Below are 14,415 nucleotides of genomic sequence, written 5' to 3' on the forward strand. Positions count from 1 at the left end.
CCCATGCAACAAGCCGCACCCAGCCAAATCAAGCTCCACAAAAAATCCCGTGAGCTTGAACTCATTTACAGCTCCGGCGAAGCTTATCGCCTGAGCTGTGAATTTTTACGGGTGCACTCGCCCTCAGCGGAAGTTCGCGGCCACGGCAAAGGCCAAGAAGTTCTGCAAACCGGCAAGATCAATGTCGAAATCACCGACATCATCCCCACCGGTAATTACGCGCTACAGCTTGTCTTTAGCGATGGCCACAACAGCGGCATTTACAGCTGGAGCTATCTTAAAGAACTTGGCGAGAATCAAGAACGCCTCTGGCAGTCTTATCTCGCCGAACTCGACCAAGCCGGCGCAAGCCGCGACCCAAATGAAAGCGTGGTGAAATTCTTCGAATAAATAATCAGCGTGATGTTTATTAGCCAGCCGAACAAAGACTTGCAACACCACCCAAAGCCACTTATGGTTTAATTCACAAAACGGAACACATGCTAAGGACTGGCATCATCACCCCCAAACCACGACCAAGGATGGATCATGAAAAAACTACTACTTACCCTACCCTTCGCTGCCCTGCTCACCGCCTGCGGCCCCGCTTCAGTTGAAGACCTGATGGAAGACCCTGAAAAACTCGGAAAAATTTTAGAAGACTGCAGCATGAAAATGGCGCAGGGCAAAGATACAAACACCGAAGAATGCCAAAACGCCTATGAAGCTCAAAAACGTATGGCAGGAAATATGATGGAAGGCATGATGAAGCAAATGGGGCTTTAAGCCTTATTGCTTCATTTAAGGGCGCACAGGATTGCGCCCTCTATTTATTTCCCTATTCTCTACGCCGACTCTCGCAGCGTAAAGATTTCGGTTTTCAGATTTAGCTCACCGTCTTCTTCCAGCACGCCAATTTTCTTACCTACGGCATTTTCAACCACGACGAGCGGCGTCTGAAATAAGGGCCGACGAATAAACTTCAGCTTCCAGCCAAAGTTCTCAATCCGGGTAAGTGCAATTCGCTGAAGATCGGTCAGGAATTCGGTGGGTCTTTCAGGAATGGGTGGATGCCCCATTCGTTTTTCCAGCCGTGGTGTTGTCATGCCGTAACTCCGGGGGCAGGGATGGGCGATTGTCTTAATCTACCCATTTGCCCTGCAATCGAAAACTTCGGAATACACCTACGGCATCACATTTTTATCCCGTTAGAGATTTTCTTCAGCAAAGGCAGCTAGACGTGAACGCTCGATACCGTTGACGTGCATAATCCCTGCATGTGGAAAATATTTTGATTTTTCAACAAGATATGTCAGACCAGAGGTCAGCGGATTGATGTATTTATTATCAATCTGCGCCAAATTGCCTAGCACCACAATTTTAGAGTTAGAACCCACTCGCGTAATGATCGATTTCAATTGGAACTGGGTAAGCCCCTGCGCCTCATCAATCACGATATACGCATTGTTAAACGAACGGCCACGCATAAAGTTCAGCGATTTAAACTGAATATTGGCCTTGTCTTTCACGTACTCAATACTGCCGAAGGGCGACTCATCGGTGCCGTGTAACACTTCAAGGTTGTCGTCAAACGCCGCCAGCCAAGGCGCCATTTTTTCTTCCTCGGTGCCCGGCAAGAAACCGATATCCTCGGCAATCGGTGGCGTTGAACGCGCCACAATCAGCTTATCGAAGCGGCGCTGCTCCAATATGGCATGCAGACCATAAGCCAGTGCAATCAATGTCTTACCGGAACCCGCCGGGCCGGTCAGTACACTTAGATCAATTTCCGGCCGGGAAATCAGAAAGAAAGCCATCGCCTGTTCCATATTGCGCGGCTGCAATCCCCACATACTTTGATGCATTAATAGTTCAGGCGGTAAATCGAGCAATTCGATTTTTTCTTCATCTAAGCTGCGCACCATGCCAACAAAGCCGCTATCGTCTTGAATAAACTGATTAATATGCGCTTTAGGTAAACAGCTTCTGTTGATCACATGAATGGTCTGGCTGCCCTCACGAAGGGTTTCCACAGTATCAACCTTGTCCCAAAAGCTACCGCTGATGTGGTCGTAACCTTTGGCCATATATTGAATATCATCCAGCACCCGGTCGCGTCGGTAGTCTTCGACATTTTCCAGACCAGAGCCCTTGGCCTTGAGCCGCATATTGATGTCTTTAGTCACCAGGCAAACATAGTTTTCGGGACGATGTGATTGCAGATGCAGGGCAACATTAATGATGCGATTGTCATTAGCTTGCTGAGTGCTGCCATCTAAATACGGAGCGGCATTGTCATGGGTGATGATTTGGTCGGGGAAGATTGCCAGCAAGCCCGGCTTGGCATCTTCGCGGGTCGTCGGAATTTCTACCCCGTCTTGGATTTGTTTCGGCGTCGCATTGGCCAGCAATTTGTCGATGGCATTAATAGCAATACGTGCTTCTCGGCTAACGTCTTTATCCCTTCGGTCCTTTATATGGTCTAACTCTTCCAACACGGTCATCGGGATTACTACCCGGTGCTCGTGAAAGGCGTTGATCGCCATTGGGTCGTGAAGCAAAACGTTGGTATCCAGCACAAAGGTTTTTTCCATAGACAAGGCTTCTCATTTTCAAGGTGGATATGGGTAAGCCGCCAACGAGCAAAAACCCGATTGGCGCATGGAGGTGGATCTAAAGCGTGGGGAAATCTTGGCGCGTATTAAGCGTTTGGCATTCGAGCTAGCGGAGCCGCCATGGATAATGGAAAGGGAGACACGTGAGGTCATCCGTAGCCCGTCAAGGTGAGGGCTTGTTAGAAGTTGCAGCAAGACCGCTTTGAGCGATAACGCCAACTGACCGCTCCGAAAAGTACATCGTGCCTTGATTATTGGAAGACTCTGCCAAGACTGTCAACCAGAAATCCGCCTATATGCAAATGTAATATAGACGGGCAAGACGTCACTGCTTTTTTCCGCTAATCTATGCGCCTTTAATTTTTTATGCGTCGCGCCGCAATACACTCGCTGGCCGGCACGCCCCCGGAATCCCAAGGTTTACCCATCATGCTCGACCCCAATGCACTGCAGCAGCTCCGCCAGCTGAAGACCGAAATTATTGAAAGCAAAGACGTTGGAATTGGCGAAGTGCGCGGTAGTCAGCGCCGCTTCGGCTTTGTGCACTTGGAGGATGGGCGCGAAATCTTTATTGCTCCCGACCAAATGGATCGCGTGTTCCCCGGCGATAAAGTCCGCGTTAATGTCGTGACCGACGACAATGGTAAATTCAAAGGCGAACTGGAAAAGCTAATCGACAGCCCGTTGAGCCGCTTCACTGGCCGCTATCTCGTACGCGGCCAAGGTCACTTTGTAGAGCCCGATCTACCGCGCTTTAACAAGCTGCTGTTTATTCCACCTTCGCAGCGCAAAAACATCAAAGCCGGCGATTTGCTGCACTGCCAAGTCACCCGCCACCCTTGGCAAGACGGCAAATCACAGGTCAAAGTTATCAGCGGCCTCGGCGCGCAAGACGATACCGGCGTTGAAGGCCGTTACATTCAGCGCAAATTTGAACTGCCTTGGCAGTGGCCAAAAGATTGGAACGCCGACAAAGACAATTATGCCGAGCAACGCACTGATCTACGCGAACTGCCGTTTGTCACCATTGATTCTGCAGAAACGCGCGATATTGATGACGCCCTATGGGCGCAGGCCACGGAGAATGGCTGGACGTTAAAAGTCGCGGTCGCCGATCCCGGCGCCTATATTCAGCCCGGCAGCCCCTTGGACAAGGCCGCTCGAGAGCGCGCCAATACCGTTTATCTGCCCGGCTTTGTACAGGCCATGTTGCCAGACCAACTCAGCCAGGAAAAATGCTCACTGCTCCCCGAGGCTGATCGCCCCGCAATGGTTTGCACCATGCAAATCAGCACTGATGGCGCCATTGACACGATTGAGTTTGAACAGGCACTGATTCGCTCGCACGCCAAACTGACCTATACCGAAGTCAACACCCACCTACAGGGCGAGGCCCAACTGGCATGGGATAGCCTTGAACCGCTTAAAGCCGTTTGGCAGGCACTGCGCGCTCAGCGTCAAAACAACAGCCTGATTATGCCGGAGCAGCCAGACTTCCGTTATGAGCTGGACGACAGCAAACGCATTGCCAGCATCCAGCGAGTTGAACGCAACGACGCCCACCGCCTGGTTGAAGAATGCATGTTGGCCGCCAACCGCAGTGCCGCCAAGTGGCTGAAAGACCAGAATGCCCCGGCGGTATACAACAGCCATGCAGGGCTGCGCGAAGACCGTCTTGGCAGCGTAAACAAACTGATTGCCGAACAACTTCCAGAACTGGGTGAAATCAAGCCCGAGCAACTCGCCGATTATGTAAAACTGATTCGCGCGACGGAGGCCAGTGAATCCGCCCTGCCCCTGCAGAGTATTTTTGCCCGCATGCTGCAACCCGGCACCCTGAGTCTGGAGCCCCTGCCCCATTTTGGTTTGGGCCTTGAGGCTTACACCACCTTTACTTCACCGATTCGCCGCTACAGCGACCTGCTGGTACAGCGCGCGATTCGCGCTAAGTTGATGAGCGAAGCCGCCAAGCTGCCCAATGCCGAGCAAATTGAAAAACTGCAAGAACATATTCGCCACACCCGTCAGGCCAGTCGCCAAATGGAACAGTGGCTGCAATATCAATATCTGGCTAAACAAGATGCCGAGCAGGTATACCAAGGACGCATCGCCCACCTCAACGGCGGCGGCTTTACGGTAGAACTGAACGACACCGGCATTAACGGCTTTGTGGAAGCGCGCGGTATTCCTGAAAAACTCAGCTTCGATGCCGACAGCCTGCGCCTGAGCAACGACAACAAAAACTTCCAGCTTGAACAAACCGTAAACGTCAAAGTGGCCGAACTCGACCCCTTTGCCGGCAAGCTATTGTTTACGCTTGTGGAAGAAGCCTAAAAACGTAAGCGAGTCAAAAAGCGTAGATTTTACGTCGCGAGCGAATACAGATGGGCTGCCGCCGGAACACAGGACACGGAGTTTATATGCTAATAAATGAGTAGTCCGCGTACCGCCGGCAGCCCTTATGTAGAGCGCAGCAGTAAAATACCGCTTTTTAGAAGTCGGCGTGACGAGGCGTTCTGGGAAACGGAATAGCATCCCGAATATTCTCCATCCCCGTAATGTAATTCAGCAGCCGTTCAAACCCCAAACCAAAGCCCGCGTGTGGCACGGTGCCGTAACGGCGCAAATCCCGATACCAATCTAAGCCCTCTAGCCCTTGCTCGGCCATACGCCGGTCAAGCACATCTAAGCGCTCCTCGCGCTGGCTACCGCCGATGATTTCACCAATGCCCGGCGCTAATACATCCATTGCGGCGACGGTTTTACCATCGTCATTCAGGCGCATGTAAAAGGCTTTTATATCTTTGGGATAGTTCATTACCACCAGCGGGCCGCCCACGTATTCCTCACAGAGATAACGCTCGTGCTCGGACTGTAAATCCAGTCCCCAACTCACCGGGAACTCAAATTTCTTCGGCGCTTTCTCCAAAATTTGGATCGCCTCGCTGTAATCCATGCGCACAAAATCCCTCGCCACCACGGCCTCTAGCCGTTGCAATACCGTTTGATCAACAAACTGATTAAAGAAGGCCAGATCTTCTGAACACTCATCCAAAACAGTTTTGAGCAAATAGCGCAGAAAATCTTCCGCTAGGGCGGCATCATCGTTGAGATCGGCAAAGGCGATTTCCGGCTCGACCATCCAGAATTCGGCCAGATGGCGACTGGTGTTTGAGTTTTCTGCCCGAAATGTCGGGCCAAAGGTATACACCTTAGACATCGCCAGGCAGTACGCCTCCGCATTGAGCTGCCCTGACACGGTGAGAAAGCTTTCTTTGCCAAAGAAATCCTGCGCGTAATCAATCGCGCCCTGCTCAGTCTTCGGCAGGTTCATCATATCTAGGGTACTGACTCGAAACATTTCCCCAGCGCCTTCGCAGTCACTTGCGGTAATGAGTGGTGTATTAATCCATTGAAAACCCCGCTCATAAAAGTAGCGATGCACGGCATTGGCCAACACGGTACGCACACGGGTGATTGCGCCAAAGGTGTTGGTGCGCGGCCGCAAATGGGCCACGGTGCGCAGGTATTCAAAACTGTGGCGCTTTTTGGCGATGGGGTAAGCGTCGGGATCATCTACCCAGCCGCAAACCTGCACCTCGCTGGCCTGAATTTCTACACTTTGGCCCTTACCCTGCGAAGCCACCACTTCACCGCGAACAATGACCGAACAGCCGGTGGTTAGTCGCAGCACTTCACTCTCGTAATTGGCAATCTCACCGGGCACCACCGCTTGAATCGCCGCATGACAACTACCGTCGTGAATCGCCAAAAAGGAAAAACCACCCTTGGAATCCCGGCGGCTGCGCAACCACCCCCGCACTTCTGTTTGAGCGCCTATTTCAACTTCCCCAACCAGCAGGCTTTTGACTGACATGGCGCGCTGTTCTGTATTCATCTTGTTCTCCTAGCAATGGCAAAAGTGTACCTGCCTCGCCGCCTAGCTCACAGAGGGCCGTACCGCTTTTTGCATCAGCTATTTTGTTTTCCCTACTTTCGTACTTATGCCGCTCGTGCTACATATTCAGTGTTTACTCAAGGAAAGGCGGATATGCGCGCTGAAAATTTTGTCGCCCACCGGGGCTATCGACAACACTATCCCGAAAATACCTTAATTGCGTTTCGGGCGGCGATACTCGCCGGCGCCAAAAATATTGAGCTGGATGTTCAATTAGATAAAGACGGTATACCGTGGGCTTTTCACGATGCCACACTAGATCGCCTCTGCAATCGGCCCGGTGCTATTTGGAATTATCACAGCGCAGAATTGGCGGAATTTTCCGCCCATGAGCCGGGCCGCTTTGACCAACAATTTTTGGGCAACCCGCTCTGCCCGCTCACCCACATTGTTGATCTGTTGCGTGAATTTCCCGACGTTAATGCCTTTGTCGAATTAAAAGAAGAAAGCCTGACCCAGTTTGGCGCCGAAAAAATGTGGCAGGCTGTCAGCACGGTCATTGCACCTGTACATCACCAATGTATTCTTATTAGCTTCGAGCTCGACTCACTTTGCCTAGCTAGACAATATGGCTGGCAGCGTTGCGGTGCCGTGTTTGACTACTGGCCCGATTGGCAACTCGCCGCGCTTGCAGAAATCAACCCGGAAGTGATTTTTGTGGATCGCAATATTGTGCCTGCCGATATTGACTTGCGCAGCCTGCCCTGGCCGATTTTAGTATATGAAGTCGGCACTGCTATAGAAGCCACGGATTGGTTCAATCGAGGTGCAGTCGCAGTCGAGACCTTTTTAATTGGCGAACTGCTAAAGGATTTTCAGCTTGTCTCCAGCCCTGATTGAAACAGATATTGCCGTCATCGGCGGCGGCGTTCACGGAACCGGTATTGCCCAAGCGGCAGCGGCCGCCGGGTACAATGTTGCCATCTTCGAAAAAAACCATTGGGCCTCGGGTACCTCTCGACGCTCAAGCAAACTGATACACGGCGGTCTGCGCTATTTAGAAACCGGCCAGTTACCGCTGGTATATCACAGCTTATACGAGCGTTATCTATTACTTAAAAACGCGCCAAAGTTGGTCAAGCCGGTTAAATTCTTTATTCCCATTTACAAAGAAACCGGTCGCCGCCCGTGGCAAATTCGCGCCGGCCTTATTTTGTATTTCTTCCTCAGCGGTGGCCGCAAGCTGGGTCGCTTTCGCAAATTGAAACGCAGCGAGTGGGATCAACTCGACGGCATTAATACCCAAGGTCTACAAGCCGTATTTCAGTATTGGGACGGACAAACCGACGACAAACTGTTAACCGAGGCCGTTTTGCGCTCGGCCCAATCGCTCGGCGCGCAGGGTTTTGAGCAAACTGAGCTGTTATCCGCCAAGAAAAATGAACGCGGCTACTTACTCAAACTCGAGGGGCCAAACGGCGCTATCGACTGCCAGTGTAAGGTGCTAGTCAATGCAGGAGGACCGTGGGTAAACGCCGTGGCCGAACGCATTGAAACCCAAGTCACCGCCAAGCCCATGGAGCTGGTACGCGGCAGCCATATCCTGATCGACAAAAAACTGGATCAGGGCGTGTTTTATATGGAAGCGCCCACCGATGGTCGCGCCGTTTTCGCCATGCCCTGGGGTGATAAGGCATTGATTGGCACCACGGAAGTGAGCCATACCGAAGCGCCCGATGATGTCAAAGCTAGCGATGCCGAAGTGCAATACTTGCTGCACACCTTCTCTCATTACTTTCCCGGCGAAGCCCCAAAACTATTGGATGCTTGGGCAGGGCTGCGGGTTTTACCCCGCTCTGATGAAAACGCCAATAAGCGCGATCGTGACACTTTCTTCTTAGTGGATAATGAAGCCAAGCCCAGTATGGTCGCGGTATATGGCGGCAAACTAACGAGCTATCGCCACACATCCGCTCGAGTGATCGACTATATTCGCGCCGGCTTACCTAGCCGAACACCCGTTGCCGACACCCGCTCTCTGCCGCTAAACGACTGATTTTTTCTTTTATTACAGGGATTTAACCGCTGCGCCATGATTGCCGGCGGTTAACCACCACATTACAAATCCCTTAACTTACCCGTAACCCACTGTTTTTATTGAAGAAATAATTTAATAAAAAGATTAACTTCCGCAACAATTCTCAGCAAACCCCATACAAAACAAGCAGTTAGCTGTAACCCACGTTATGGCTTTCTCTCCCTATACTGAGCCTGTCTTCTGACAAAACGCCCGAAGACAAACCCAGACTTAGGAGAAACACCATGTCACAACTTAAAGCTGCAATTATCGAAAACCACGTTGAAGAAATTGCCGATCTGACTGCCCGCGCTAGCCTTGTGAGTATCATTACCGCCGGCATTCTGGCCTGCTTGATTGCGCTGTAAAAATCGCAAACTGGCAAACACCTTTAAAGGAGAACAGGATATGCACACTAAAAACACCGAACAACGCCGTGATCTAGTTGGACAACTCGCGTTCTTTGGCGCGAAGTACAGCCTGATTTTCAGTGTCTTTGCCACCATGGGTTACAGCCTTAGCAGCTTAGCCTAAGCCGTATCTGGCGCTAAACCCTGAAGCCATTATTGAGCTTCAGGGCAGCGTGCAAGTGACAAACACTTGCCGTACTCGATTTTTCTGGCAACACTAGCGGCTCTATTACCCGTTGAGTCTACTCATGTCCGACCTCATCCTTGCCCCCTATGTACTATTCAGTACCCGTAAGCGCGACGGCAGCTTTGTACCCACACCGGTATGGGCGGCGGGAAATGTGAATACCCTCTATGTATTTTCGGCAGGTAATGCGGGAAAAGTGAAGCGGCTGCGTAACTTTAGCGACTGCAAATTGGCGCGCTGCACCGTTAATGGCAAGCGCTTAGGTGAAGATGTAGACGCTAACGCTTATCTGATCGATGGCAAAGAAGCCGAGCAAGCCCACCGCGCCCTGGTTTCAAAATACGGCTGGCAAATGCGCCTGCTGGATATCGGCTCCCGTCTTGGCGGGCGGATGAAGACCCGGCAATACATCCGGGTAGACCTCAAGACTGACTGATCTTAAACACACGTCCCGTCATTTGAGTCATTGCCACTGCCACCAAACGGCGTAGAGTATCGACAATAATTTTGAGGAGCCGTCCATGCGAGATCTCAACCAGTGGCTGGATGAATACAACGCCGCCCATCAGAACCCACGCAATAAAACCATTCACTTTTACTGCGTTCCACTCATTGCCGTAACCACTGTCGCCCTGTTGTGGCTAGTGCCACTGCCCTTTGTGCAAGCCAATCTTGGTCAGTTGCTGCTGATTTTCGCCATGTTTTTTTACGGCTATCTGTCCGCCAAATTGGCACTCGGCATGCTGCCTTTCGTGCTCGCCCTAGTGGCCGGCATCATGCTGTATGAAAAGCATATTGAATTGGCGATGTGGATTCCCGCCAGCATTATCTGGATTGTGGCGTGGTATTTTCAGTTTGTTGGCCATAAAGCCGAGGCGCAAAAACCTTCGTTTTTTACTGATATTTTGTTTTTGCTGATCGGGCCGCTGTGGATACTTGGTTATGGCTACGACAAGTTAGGCATAAATTTTCGGAACCTCTGATTAATTACTGCGTTTGAAAGCTTCGTTTAGCACCTCTGATTACGTCACAGACTTTCTGGTTTTCGGCACAGCAAGTGAACATAACGCCCCAAGGCCCAAAAGGGCTCTTGGGCACCATACTGCCAATCTATCTCCAGCATATCCTCAATACTGCGCTCAGCTCGAACTGCGCGCGGCATTAAGTCGTAACACAGGCGCACGGCTCTTTTAGCCTCGACTTGCAGGCCCAACTTTTCAAGTTCAGCAATTACCTGCTCAGGATTTCGTGGGTTTGGCGGTGTGAGCCCGCCGGGATGACCGGCAAACTCCTCATCTCGCAGTTTGTACAGATTCCCCTTAACCATATTGGCCAAAACTAAGGCGTTGAGGTTGTAGAACATCAGCGATAAATAACCGCCGGGACGCAAACAAGACACCAAACTTGCCAATACCTGTTCAGCATCGGCCACCCACTCCAGCACCGCATGGCAGCTAATCACATCAAAGCGATCGACCTCTGCCAACTGCACCGCCATATTTTGGAGTGGCGCACACTCAATTTTTAACTGCCCTTGCTCGCAGTAGTCTTGCAAGCGCTCGCCAGCCACCGCCAACATATTGCTGGAAATATCGGTGAGGTGTACCCGGTGCCCCTGCTCGAGAAAACGCTCACTCAATTGACCCAAGCCGCCGCCGGCATCCCAAATATTGAGTGTTGAGCCATCACTTATCGACGGCAATTTCTCCGTTAGCTCGCGCCAACTCAGCGCTAAACGCAGCTCGCCCTTAGGGTTGCCGTAAATGTTTTTGCTGAACCTCTGCGCAAGGTCATCAAAATTTCGATCTGTATTCACTTTTGATTCCGCTATTAGTCAGCTAGGCTTTCAAGCCCTATAATCGAAAACCATTTTACCAATTTGCAAAGGGCGCCACCCCCGCTATGCCAACTCCCAACACCAGCATCCCCATGGGCACGCTTTATACCATTTCCGCCCCTTCCGGCGCCGGAAAAACCAGCCTTGTTGCGGCACTGCTTAAAGAGATGAACGGCATACAGGTATCGGTATCGCATACCACCCGCGCCAGTCGCCCCGGCGAGGTTGATGGCGTGAACTACCACTTTGTCAGCACCGAACAATTTCAACAGATGCTGGCGCAAAGTGCGTTTCTGGAACACGCTCAGGTGTTCGACAATTTTTACGGCACCTCACAGCAGTGGGTAGAAAGCACCCTAAGCAAAGGTATTGATGTCATTTTAGAAATCGACTGGCAAGGCGCCGAGCAGGTGCGCAAGCTTATGCCCGACACCGTGTCGATTTTTATTCTGCCGCCCTCACGCCAAGCCCTGCGTGAACGCTTAACCCAGCGCGGGCAGGATGATGAAACGATTATTGCCCGGCGCATGGCTGATGCCGTGGCCGAAATGACGCATTTTGTTGAAGGCGACTATCTCGTTATCAACGACGATTTCAACACCGCACTCAATGAACTAAAACAAATTATTGCCTGCCAGCGCCTGCAACTCAGCCGTCAGCAAATCCGCCATCAGTCATTACTGGCCGAATTACTGCAATAATTCCCCCCCAGCCCGCACCGCGCCTCTGTTACAAGGGCGACGGCTTTGATAGAATGCGGTTAAGTCTCCCTCCAATTTTTGCCTAGATTTGTTAGCTAGGTTTTGGAGGTTTCACCGTTTTACTTAAGTATTCAGGAATACCCATGGCCCGTATCACCGTTGAAGACTGTCTGTCTGCCGTTGAAAACCGTTTCGAACTGGTAATGGTTGCCAGCAAACGCGCCCGCGCTCTTGCCACTGGCGGCAAAGAACCCTTGGTTCAAGAAGACAGCGACAAACCTACTGTACTGGCTCTGCGTGAAATCGCCGACGGCAAAATCAGCCGCGATGAAATCATGGCTGCTGACGCTGCCCAAGAAGAGCCAGAGTTGGATCTGAGCGCCGAACTCGGCGAAGCCTCCATCATTTAATCTGGCTCGTATGCTCGGGCGAGATTTAACAAGTTTGTCCCGATGCTGTTTTAGCCGCGCTCACATTTTGGGGGCCGGCTAAAACCCATGCTGCAATACAGCTTTTTTTCCTCCAGTCACGGCAGCCCGCAACCCGCGCAATCTATTGATGCTCTTGCGGATCAGCTCTCGCAATACCTACCTGCCAGCCAGGTTAACAATGTAAAACGCGCCTATTTTTACGCCGAGCAAGCTCACGAAGGTCAAAACCGTCGCAGCGGCGAACCCTATGTCACCCATCCGCTCGCCGTAGCCGGCATCTTGGCGACCATGCGTCTGGATGCACAAAGCCTGATGGCGGCGCTGCTGCACGACGTCATCGAAGATACCGCGATCACCAAACCCCAATTGGAAGAACAATTTGGCGAGGCGGTAGCCGAATTGGTAGACGGGGTTTCCAAACTGACTCGGATCGAATTCCAGTCGAAGGCCGAACAGCAGGCGGAAAACTTCCAGAAAATGGCCTTGGCGATGGCCAAAGATATCCGCGTTATTCTGGTTAAGCTGGCCGACCGGCTCCACAATATGCGCACCCTCGGTGTACTACCGCCGCCCAAACGCCACCGCATTGCCAAAGAAACCCTCGAAATTTATGCCCCCATTGCCCAGCGTTTGGGGATGCACAATATTCGCATCGAATTTGAGGATTTGGGCCTGCAGGCCATGTATCCGATGCGCGCGCGCCGGATTCGCAAGGCGATTAAAACCCGCTTTGGCGACCGCAAAAAAACCATTGAAGCCATTCGCGAAAGCCTGGAAAGCTGCCTGCTTGAAGAAGGCCATCGCGCACAAGTTATCGGCCGTGAGAAACACCTGTACAGCATCTATAACAAGATGCGCAACAAGCGCAAATCGCTGAAAGAAATTCTCGACCTCTGCGCCTTCAGAATTATCGTCGATTCGGTCGACACCTGTTACCGCGTCTTGGGATGTGTTCACGGGCTCTACAAACCGGTGCCCGGTCAATTTAAAGACTATATCGCCATTCCCAAAGCCAACGGCTACCAGTCGTTACACACCGTATTATTCGGCATGGAAGGCCTGCCAATCGAAATCCAGATCCGCACCGAGGAAATGGAAGAGATGGCCAATAACGGGATCGCCGCACACTGGCTGTATAAAACCAGCGACAACGAACCCAAAGGCAATTCCAGCCACGCCCGCGCCCGTCAGTGGGTGCAGGGTCTGCTTGAAATGCAGGAACGCGCCGGCGACTCACTGGAATTTATCGAAAACGTTAAAATCGATCTGTTCCCAGACGAAGTCTACGTTTTCACGCCACGCGGCGACATTATGGAATTACCCGCCGGCGCCACCGCCGTGGATTTTGCCTACGCGGTACACAGCGATATTGGCAATGCTTGCGTGGCCTGCCGTATCAACCGCCGCCTGGCACCGCTATCTGAAGCGCTGCAAAGTGGTCAGACCGTGGAAATTATCACCACGCCCGGCGCTCAGCCGAATCCTGCGTGGCTACAGTTTGTGGTGACCGCTAAAGCCCGCAGCGGTATTCGCCATCATCTTAAACACCAGCGCCGCACCGAGGCGGTCGGGCTCGGCGAGCGTATGCTGGAAAGAGCGCTGGCCGGCATGGGCGAGCAGCTTGAAGATATTCCGCAAACCCTGCTCGATCAGCTCGTTGAAATCACCCAGAGCAAATCGCTGGAAAAACTGTACGAGCAAATTGGCATTGGCAACCGGGTTGCCTATCTCACTGCCCACCAACTGCTGGGGCTGCGCGATGAACCCCGCGATAGCAGCGGCAAACCCCAGCAAGCCACGCGACAGCCAATGGTTATTCGCGGCACCGAGGGCTTCCTGGTGAACTTTGCCCGCTGCTGCTTCCCCATTCCCGGCGACCATATTGTCGGTATTGTCAGCGCCGAAAAAGGCGTGGTGGTGCACAACGAGAAATGCCACAACAGCATTGAGCTCAGCAATAAACCCGAGCGCATGATCCCACTGAGCTGGGCCGATGAAATCGATCGCGATTTCTCCGTTGAATTGCGTGTGGAACTGACCAAACAACGCGGCATTATCGCGGTACTGGCCACCCGCGTTAACGGCGCCGATGCCAGCATCGAAAAAATCAGCGTGGAAGATGAAAACCCGAAAATCAGCGTTATCCACCTGGTTATCGGGGTACGCTCACGTATTCATCTTGCCAATGTATTGCGCCGAATTCGTAATATCCCCGCCGTTATTAAAGTGGAACGCGAAAAGCACTAAACCGCGTTGCTATTTCCACCTCCCATTAGGAAA

16 protein-coding genes are annotated in these 14,415 nt (G+C 52.0%); 12 read left to right on the forward strand and 4 right to left on the reverse strand.

Features of this window, described 5'->3' with window-relative positions; all coding sequences use genetic code 11:
* The first annotated feature begins 3 nt into the window (after positions 1-3).
* A complete protein-coding gene (locus IB286_RS00730) occupies positions 4-390 on the forward strand; it encodes a gamma-butyrobetaine hydroxylase-like domain-containing protein (RefSeq protein WP_190761749.1) in 387 nt (128 codons plus the stop codon).
* 138 nt (positions 391-528) lie between these two features.
* A complete protein-coding gene (locus IB286_RS00735) occupies positions 529-765 on the forward strand; it encodes an EexN family lipoprotein (RefSeq protein WP_190761750.1) in 237 nt (78 codons plus the stop codon).
* 59 nt (positions 766-824) lie between these two features.
* On the opposite strand, the gene IB286_RS00740 is transcribed toward IB286_RS00735, so the two are convergent.
* Both IB286_RS00740 and IB286_RS00745 read right to left on the reverse strand, forming a co-directional pair.
* Entirely contained in the window at positions 825-1,085 is a 261-nt protein-coding gene (locus IB286_RS00740) for a hypothetical protein (protein ID WP_190761751.1), read from the reverse strand.
* Between the two features lie 102 nt (positions 1,086-1,187).
* Positions 1,188-2,573 carry a PhoH family protein gene (locus IB286_RS00745; RefSeq protein ID WP_190761752.1) on the reverse strand — a complete coding sequence of 462 codons (1,386 nt, stop codon included), beginning with the start codon at positions 2,571-2,573 and terminating at the stop codon, positions 1,188-1,190.
* A gap of 387 nt (positions 2,574-2,960) precedes the next feature.
* Between IB286_RS00745 and IB286_RS00750 the strand changes: the two genes are divergently transcribed.
* Complete coding sequence (locus IB286_RS00750) at positions 2,961-4,928, forward strand: ribonuclease R family protein (RefSeq protein ID WP_190761753.1); 1,968 nt, start codon at positions 2,961-2,963, stop codon at positions 4,926-4,928.
* Between the two features lie 157 nt (positions 4,929-5,085).
* Here the strand turns inward: IB286_RS00750 and asnS are convergent, their stop codons facing one another.
* Positions 5,086-6,471, reverse strand: coding sequence for an asparagine--tRNA ligase (asnS, locus tag IB286_RS00755; protein ID WP_223826084.1), 1,386 nt, complete (start codon positions 6,469-6,471; stop codon positions 5,086-5,088).
* Positions 6,472-6,645: 174 nt separating this feature from the next.
* On the opposite strand from asnS, the gene IB286_RS00760 reads away from it, so the two are divergent.
* The 6 genes from IB286_RS00760 (at position 6,646) to IB286_RS00775 (ending at position 10,149) form a co-directional block, all read left to right on the forward strand.
* Positions 6,646-7,392: a glycerophosphodiester phosphodiesterase family protein gene (locus tag IB286_RS00760; RefSeq protein ID WP_190761755.1), complete on the forward strand. Its 747-nt coding sequence runs from the start codon at positions 6,646-6,648 to the stop codon at positions 7,390-7,392.
* A complete protein-coding gene (locus tag IB286_RS00765) occupies positions 7,373-8,548 on the forward strand; it encodes a glycerol-3-phosphate dehydrogenase/oxidase (RefSeq protein WP_190761756.1) in 1,176 nt (391 codons plus the stop codon). The genes IB286_RS00760 and IB286_RS00765 overlap by 20 nt, the downstream gene beginning before the upstream one ends.
* A 266-nt stretch (positions 8,549-8,814) precedes the next feature.
* Entirely contained in the window at positions 8,815-8,937 is a 123-nt protein-coding gene (locus IB286_RS15595; RefSeq protein WP_263399058.1) for a hypothetical protein, read from the forward strand.
* Positions 8,938-8,977: 40 nt separating this feature from the next.
* Positions 8,978-9,103 carry a hypothetical protein gene (locus tag IB286_RS15600; protein ID WP_263399059.1) on the forward strand — a complete coding sequence of 42 codons (126 nt, stop codon included), beginning with the start codon at positions 8,978-8,980 and terminating at the stop codon, positions 9,101-9,103.
* Between the two features lie 124 nt (positions 9,104-9,227).
* Positions 9,228-9,602, forward strand: coding sequence for a PPOX class F420-dependent oxidoreductase (locus tag IB286_RS00770; RefSeq protein ID WP_190761757.1), 375 nt, complete (start codon positions 9,228-9,230; stop codon positions 9,600-9,602).
* A gap of 85 nt (positions 9,603-9,687) precedes the next feature.
* Positions 9,688-10,149, forward strand: coding sequence for an Mpo1 family 2-hydroxy fatty acid dioxygenase (locus IB286_RS00775; protein ID WP_190761758.1), 462 nt, complete (start codon positions 9,688-9,690; stop codon positions 10,147-10,149).
* A gap of 44 nt (positions 10,150-10,193) precedes the next feature.
* Here IB286_RS00775 and IB286_RS00780 read toward each other — a convergent pair whose 3' ends face one another.
* Positions 10,194-10,982 (reverse strand): methyltransferase, encoded by a 789-nt coding sequence (locus IB286_RS00780; RefSeq protein ID WP_190761759.1) that lies wholly within the window; start codon positions 10,980-10,982, stop codon positions 10,194-10,196.
* An 86-nt stretch (positions 10,983-11,068) separates the two neighbouring features.
* On the opposite strand from IB286_RS00780, the gene gmk reads away from it, so the two are divergent.
* From gmk to IB286_RS00795, 3 genes are all read left to right on the forward strand, one after another.
* Positions 11,069-11,704 (forward strand): guanylate kinase, encoded by a 636-nt coding sequence (gene gmk, locus IB286_RS00785; protein ID WP_223826032.1) that lies wholly within the window; start codon positions 11,069-11,071, stop codon positions 11,702-11,704.
* A gap of 143 nt (positions 11,705-11,847) precedes the next feature.
* Positions 11,848-12,114, forward strand: a complete 267-nt coding sequence (rpoZ, locus tag IB286_RS00790; protein WP_190761760.1) for a DNA-directed RNA polymerase subunit omega — start codon at positions 11,848-11,850, stop codon at positions 12,112-12,114.
* 87 nt (positions 12,115-12,201) lie between these two features.
* On the forward strand, positions 12,202-14,382 hold the full coding sequence (locus tag IB286_RS00795) for a RelA/SpoT family protein (protein ID WP_190761761.1): 2,181 nt from the start codon (positions 12,202-12,204) through the stop codon (positions 14,380-14,382).
* Positions 14,383-14,415 lie beyond the last annotated feature (33 nt).

This window comes from Spongiibacter pelagi (assembly GCF_014705705.1).
Taxonomy (GTDB): Bacteria; Pseudomonadota; Gammaproteobacteria; order Pseudomonadales; family Spongiibacteraceae; genus Spongiibacter; species Spongiibacter pelagi.

What these genes read in the sequence shown, in the direction of transcription:
- IB286_RS00730 (WP_190761749.1), top strand. Translation starts at nt 4, where the DNA reads ATGCAACAAGCCGCACCCAGCCAAATCAAGCTCCACAAAAAATCCCGT.
- IB286_RS00735 (WP_190761750.1), top strand. Translation starts at nt 529, where the DNA reads ATGAAAAAACTACTACTTACCCTACCCTTCGCTGCCCTGCTCACCGCC.
- IB286_RS00740 (WP_190761751.1), bottom strand. Translation starts at nt 1,085, where the DNA reads ATGACAACACCACGGCTGGAAAAACGAATGGGGCATCCACCCATTCCT.
- IB286_RS00745 (WP_190761752.1), bottom strand. Translation starts at nt 2,573, where the DNA reads ATGGAAAAAACCTTTGTGCTGGATACCAACGTTTTGCTTCACGACCCA.
- IB286_RS00750 (WP_190761753.1), top strand. Translation starts at nt 2,961, where the DNA reads ATGCGTCGCGCCGCAATACACTCGCTGGCCGGCACGCCCCCGGAATCC.
- asnS (WP_223826084.1), bottom strand. Translation starts at nt 6,471, where the DNA reads ATGTCAGTCAAAAGCCTGCTGGTTGGGGAAGTTGAAATAGGCGCTCAA.
- IB286_RS00760 (WP_190761755.1), top strand. Translation starts at nt 6,646, where the DNA reads ATGCGCGCTGAAAATTTTGTCGCCCACCGGGGCTATCGACAACACTAT.
- IB286_RS15595 (WP_263399058.1), top strand. Translation starts at nt 8,815, where the DNA reads ATGTCACAACTTAAAGCTGCAATTATCGAAAACCACGTTGAAGAAATT.
- IB286_RS15600 (WP_263399059.1), top strand. Translation starts at nt 8,978, where the DNA reads ATGCACACTAAAAACACCGAACAACGCCGTGATCTAGTTGGACAACTC.
- IB286_RS00770 (WP_190761757.1), top strand. Translation starts at nt 9,228, where the DNA reads ATGTCCGACCTCATCCTTGCCCCCTATGTACTATTCAGTACCCGTAAG.
- IB286_RS00775 (WP_190761758.1), top strand. Translation starts at nt 9,688, where the DNA reads ATGCGAGATCTCAACCAGTGGCTGGATGAATACAACGCCGCCCATCAG.
- gmk (WP_223826032.1), top strand. Translation starts at nt 11,069, where the DNA reads ATGCCAACTCCCAACACCAGCATCCCCATGGGCACGCTTTATACCATT.
- rpoZ (WP_190761760.1), top strand. Translation starts at nt 11,848, where the DNA reads ATGGCCCGTATCACCGTTGAAGACTGTCTGTCTGCCGTTGAAAACCGT.
- IB286_RS00795 (WP_190761761.1), top strand. Translation starts at nt 12,202, where the DNA reads ATGCTGCAATACAGCTTTTTTTCCTCCAGTCACGGCAGCCCGCAACCC.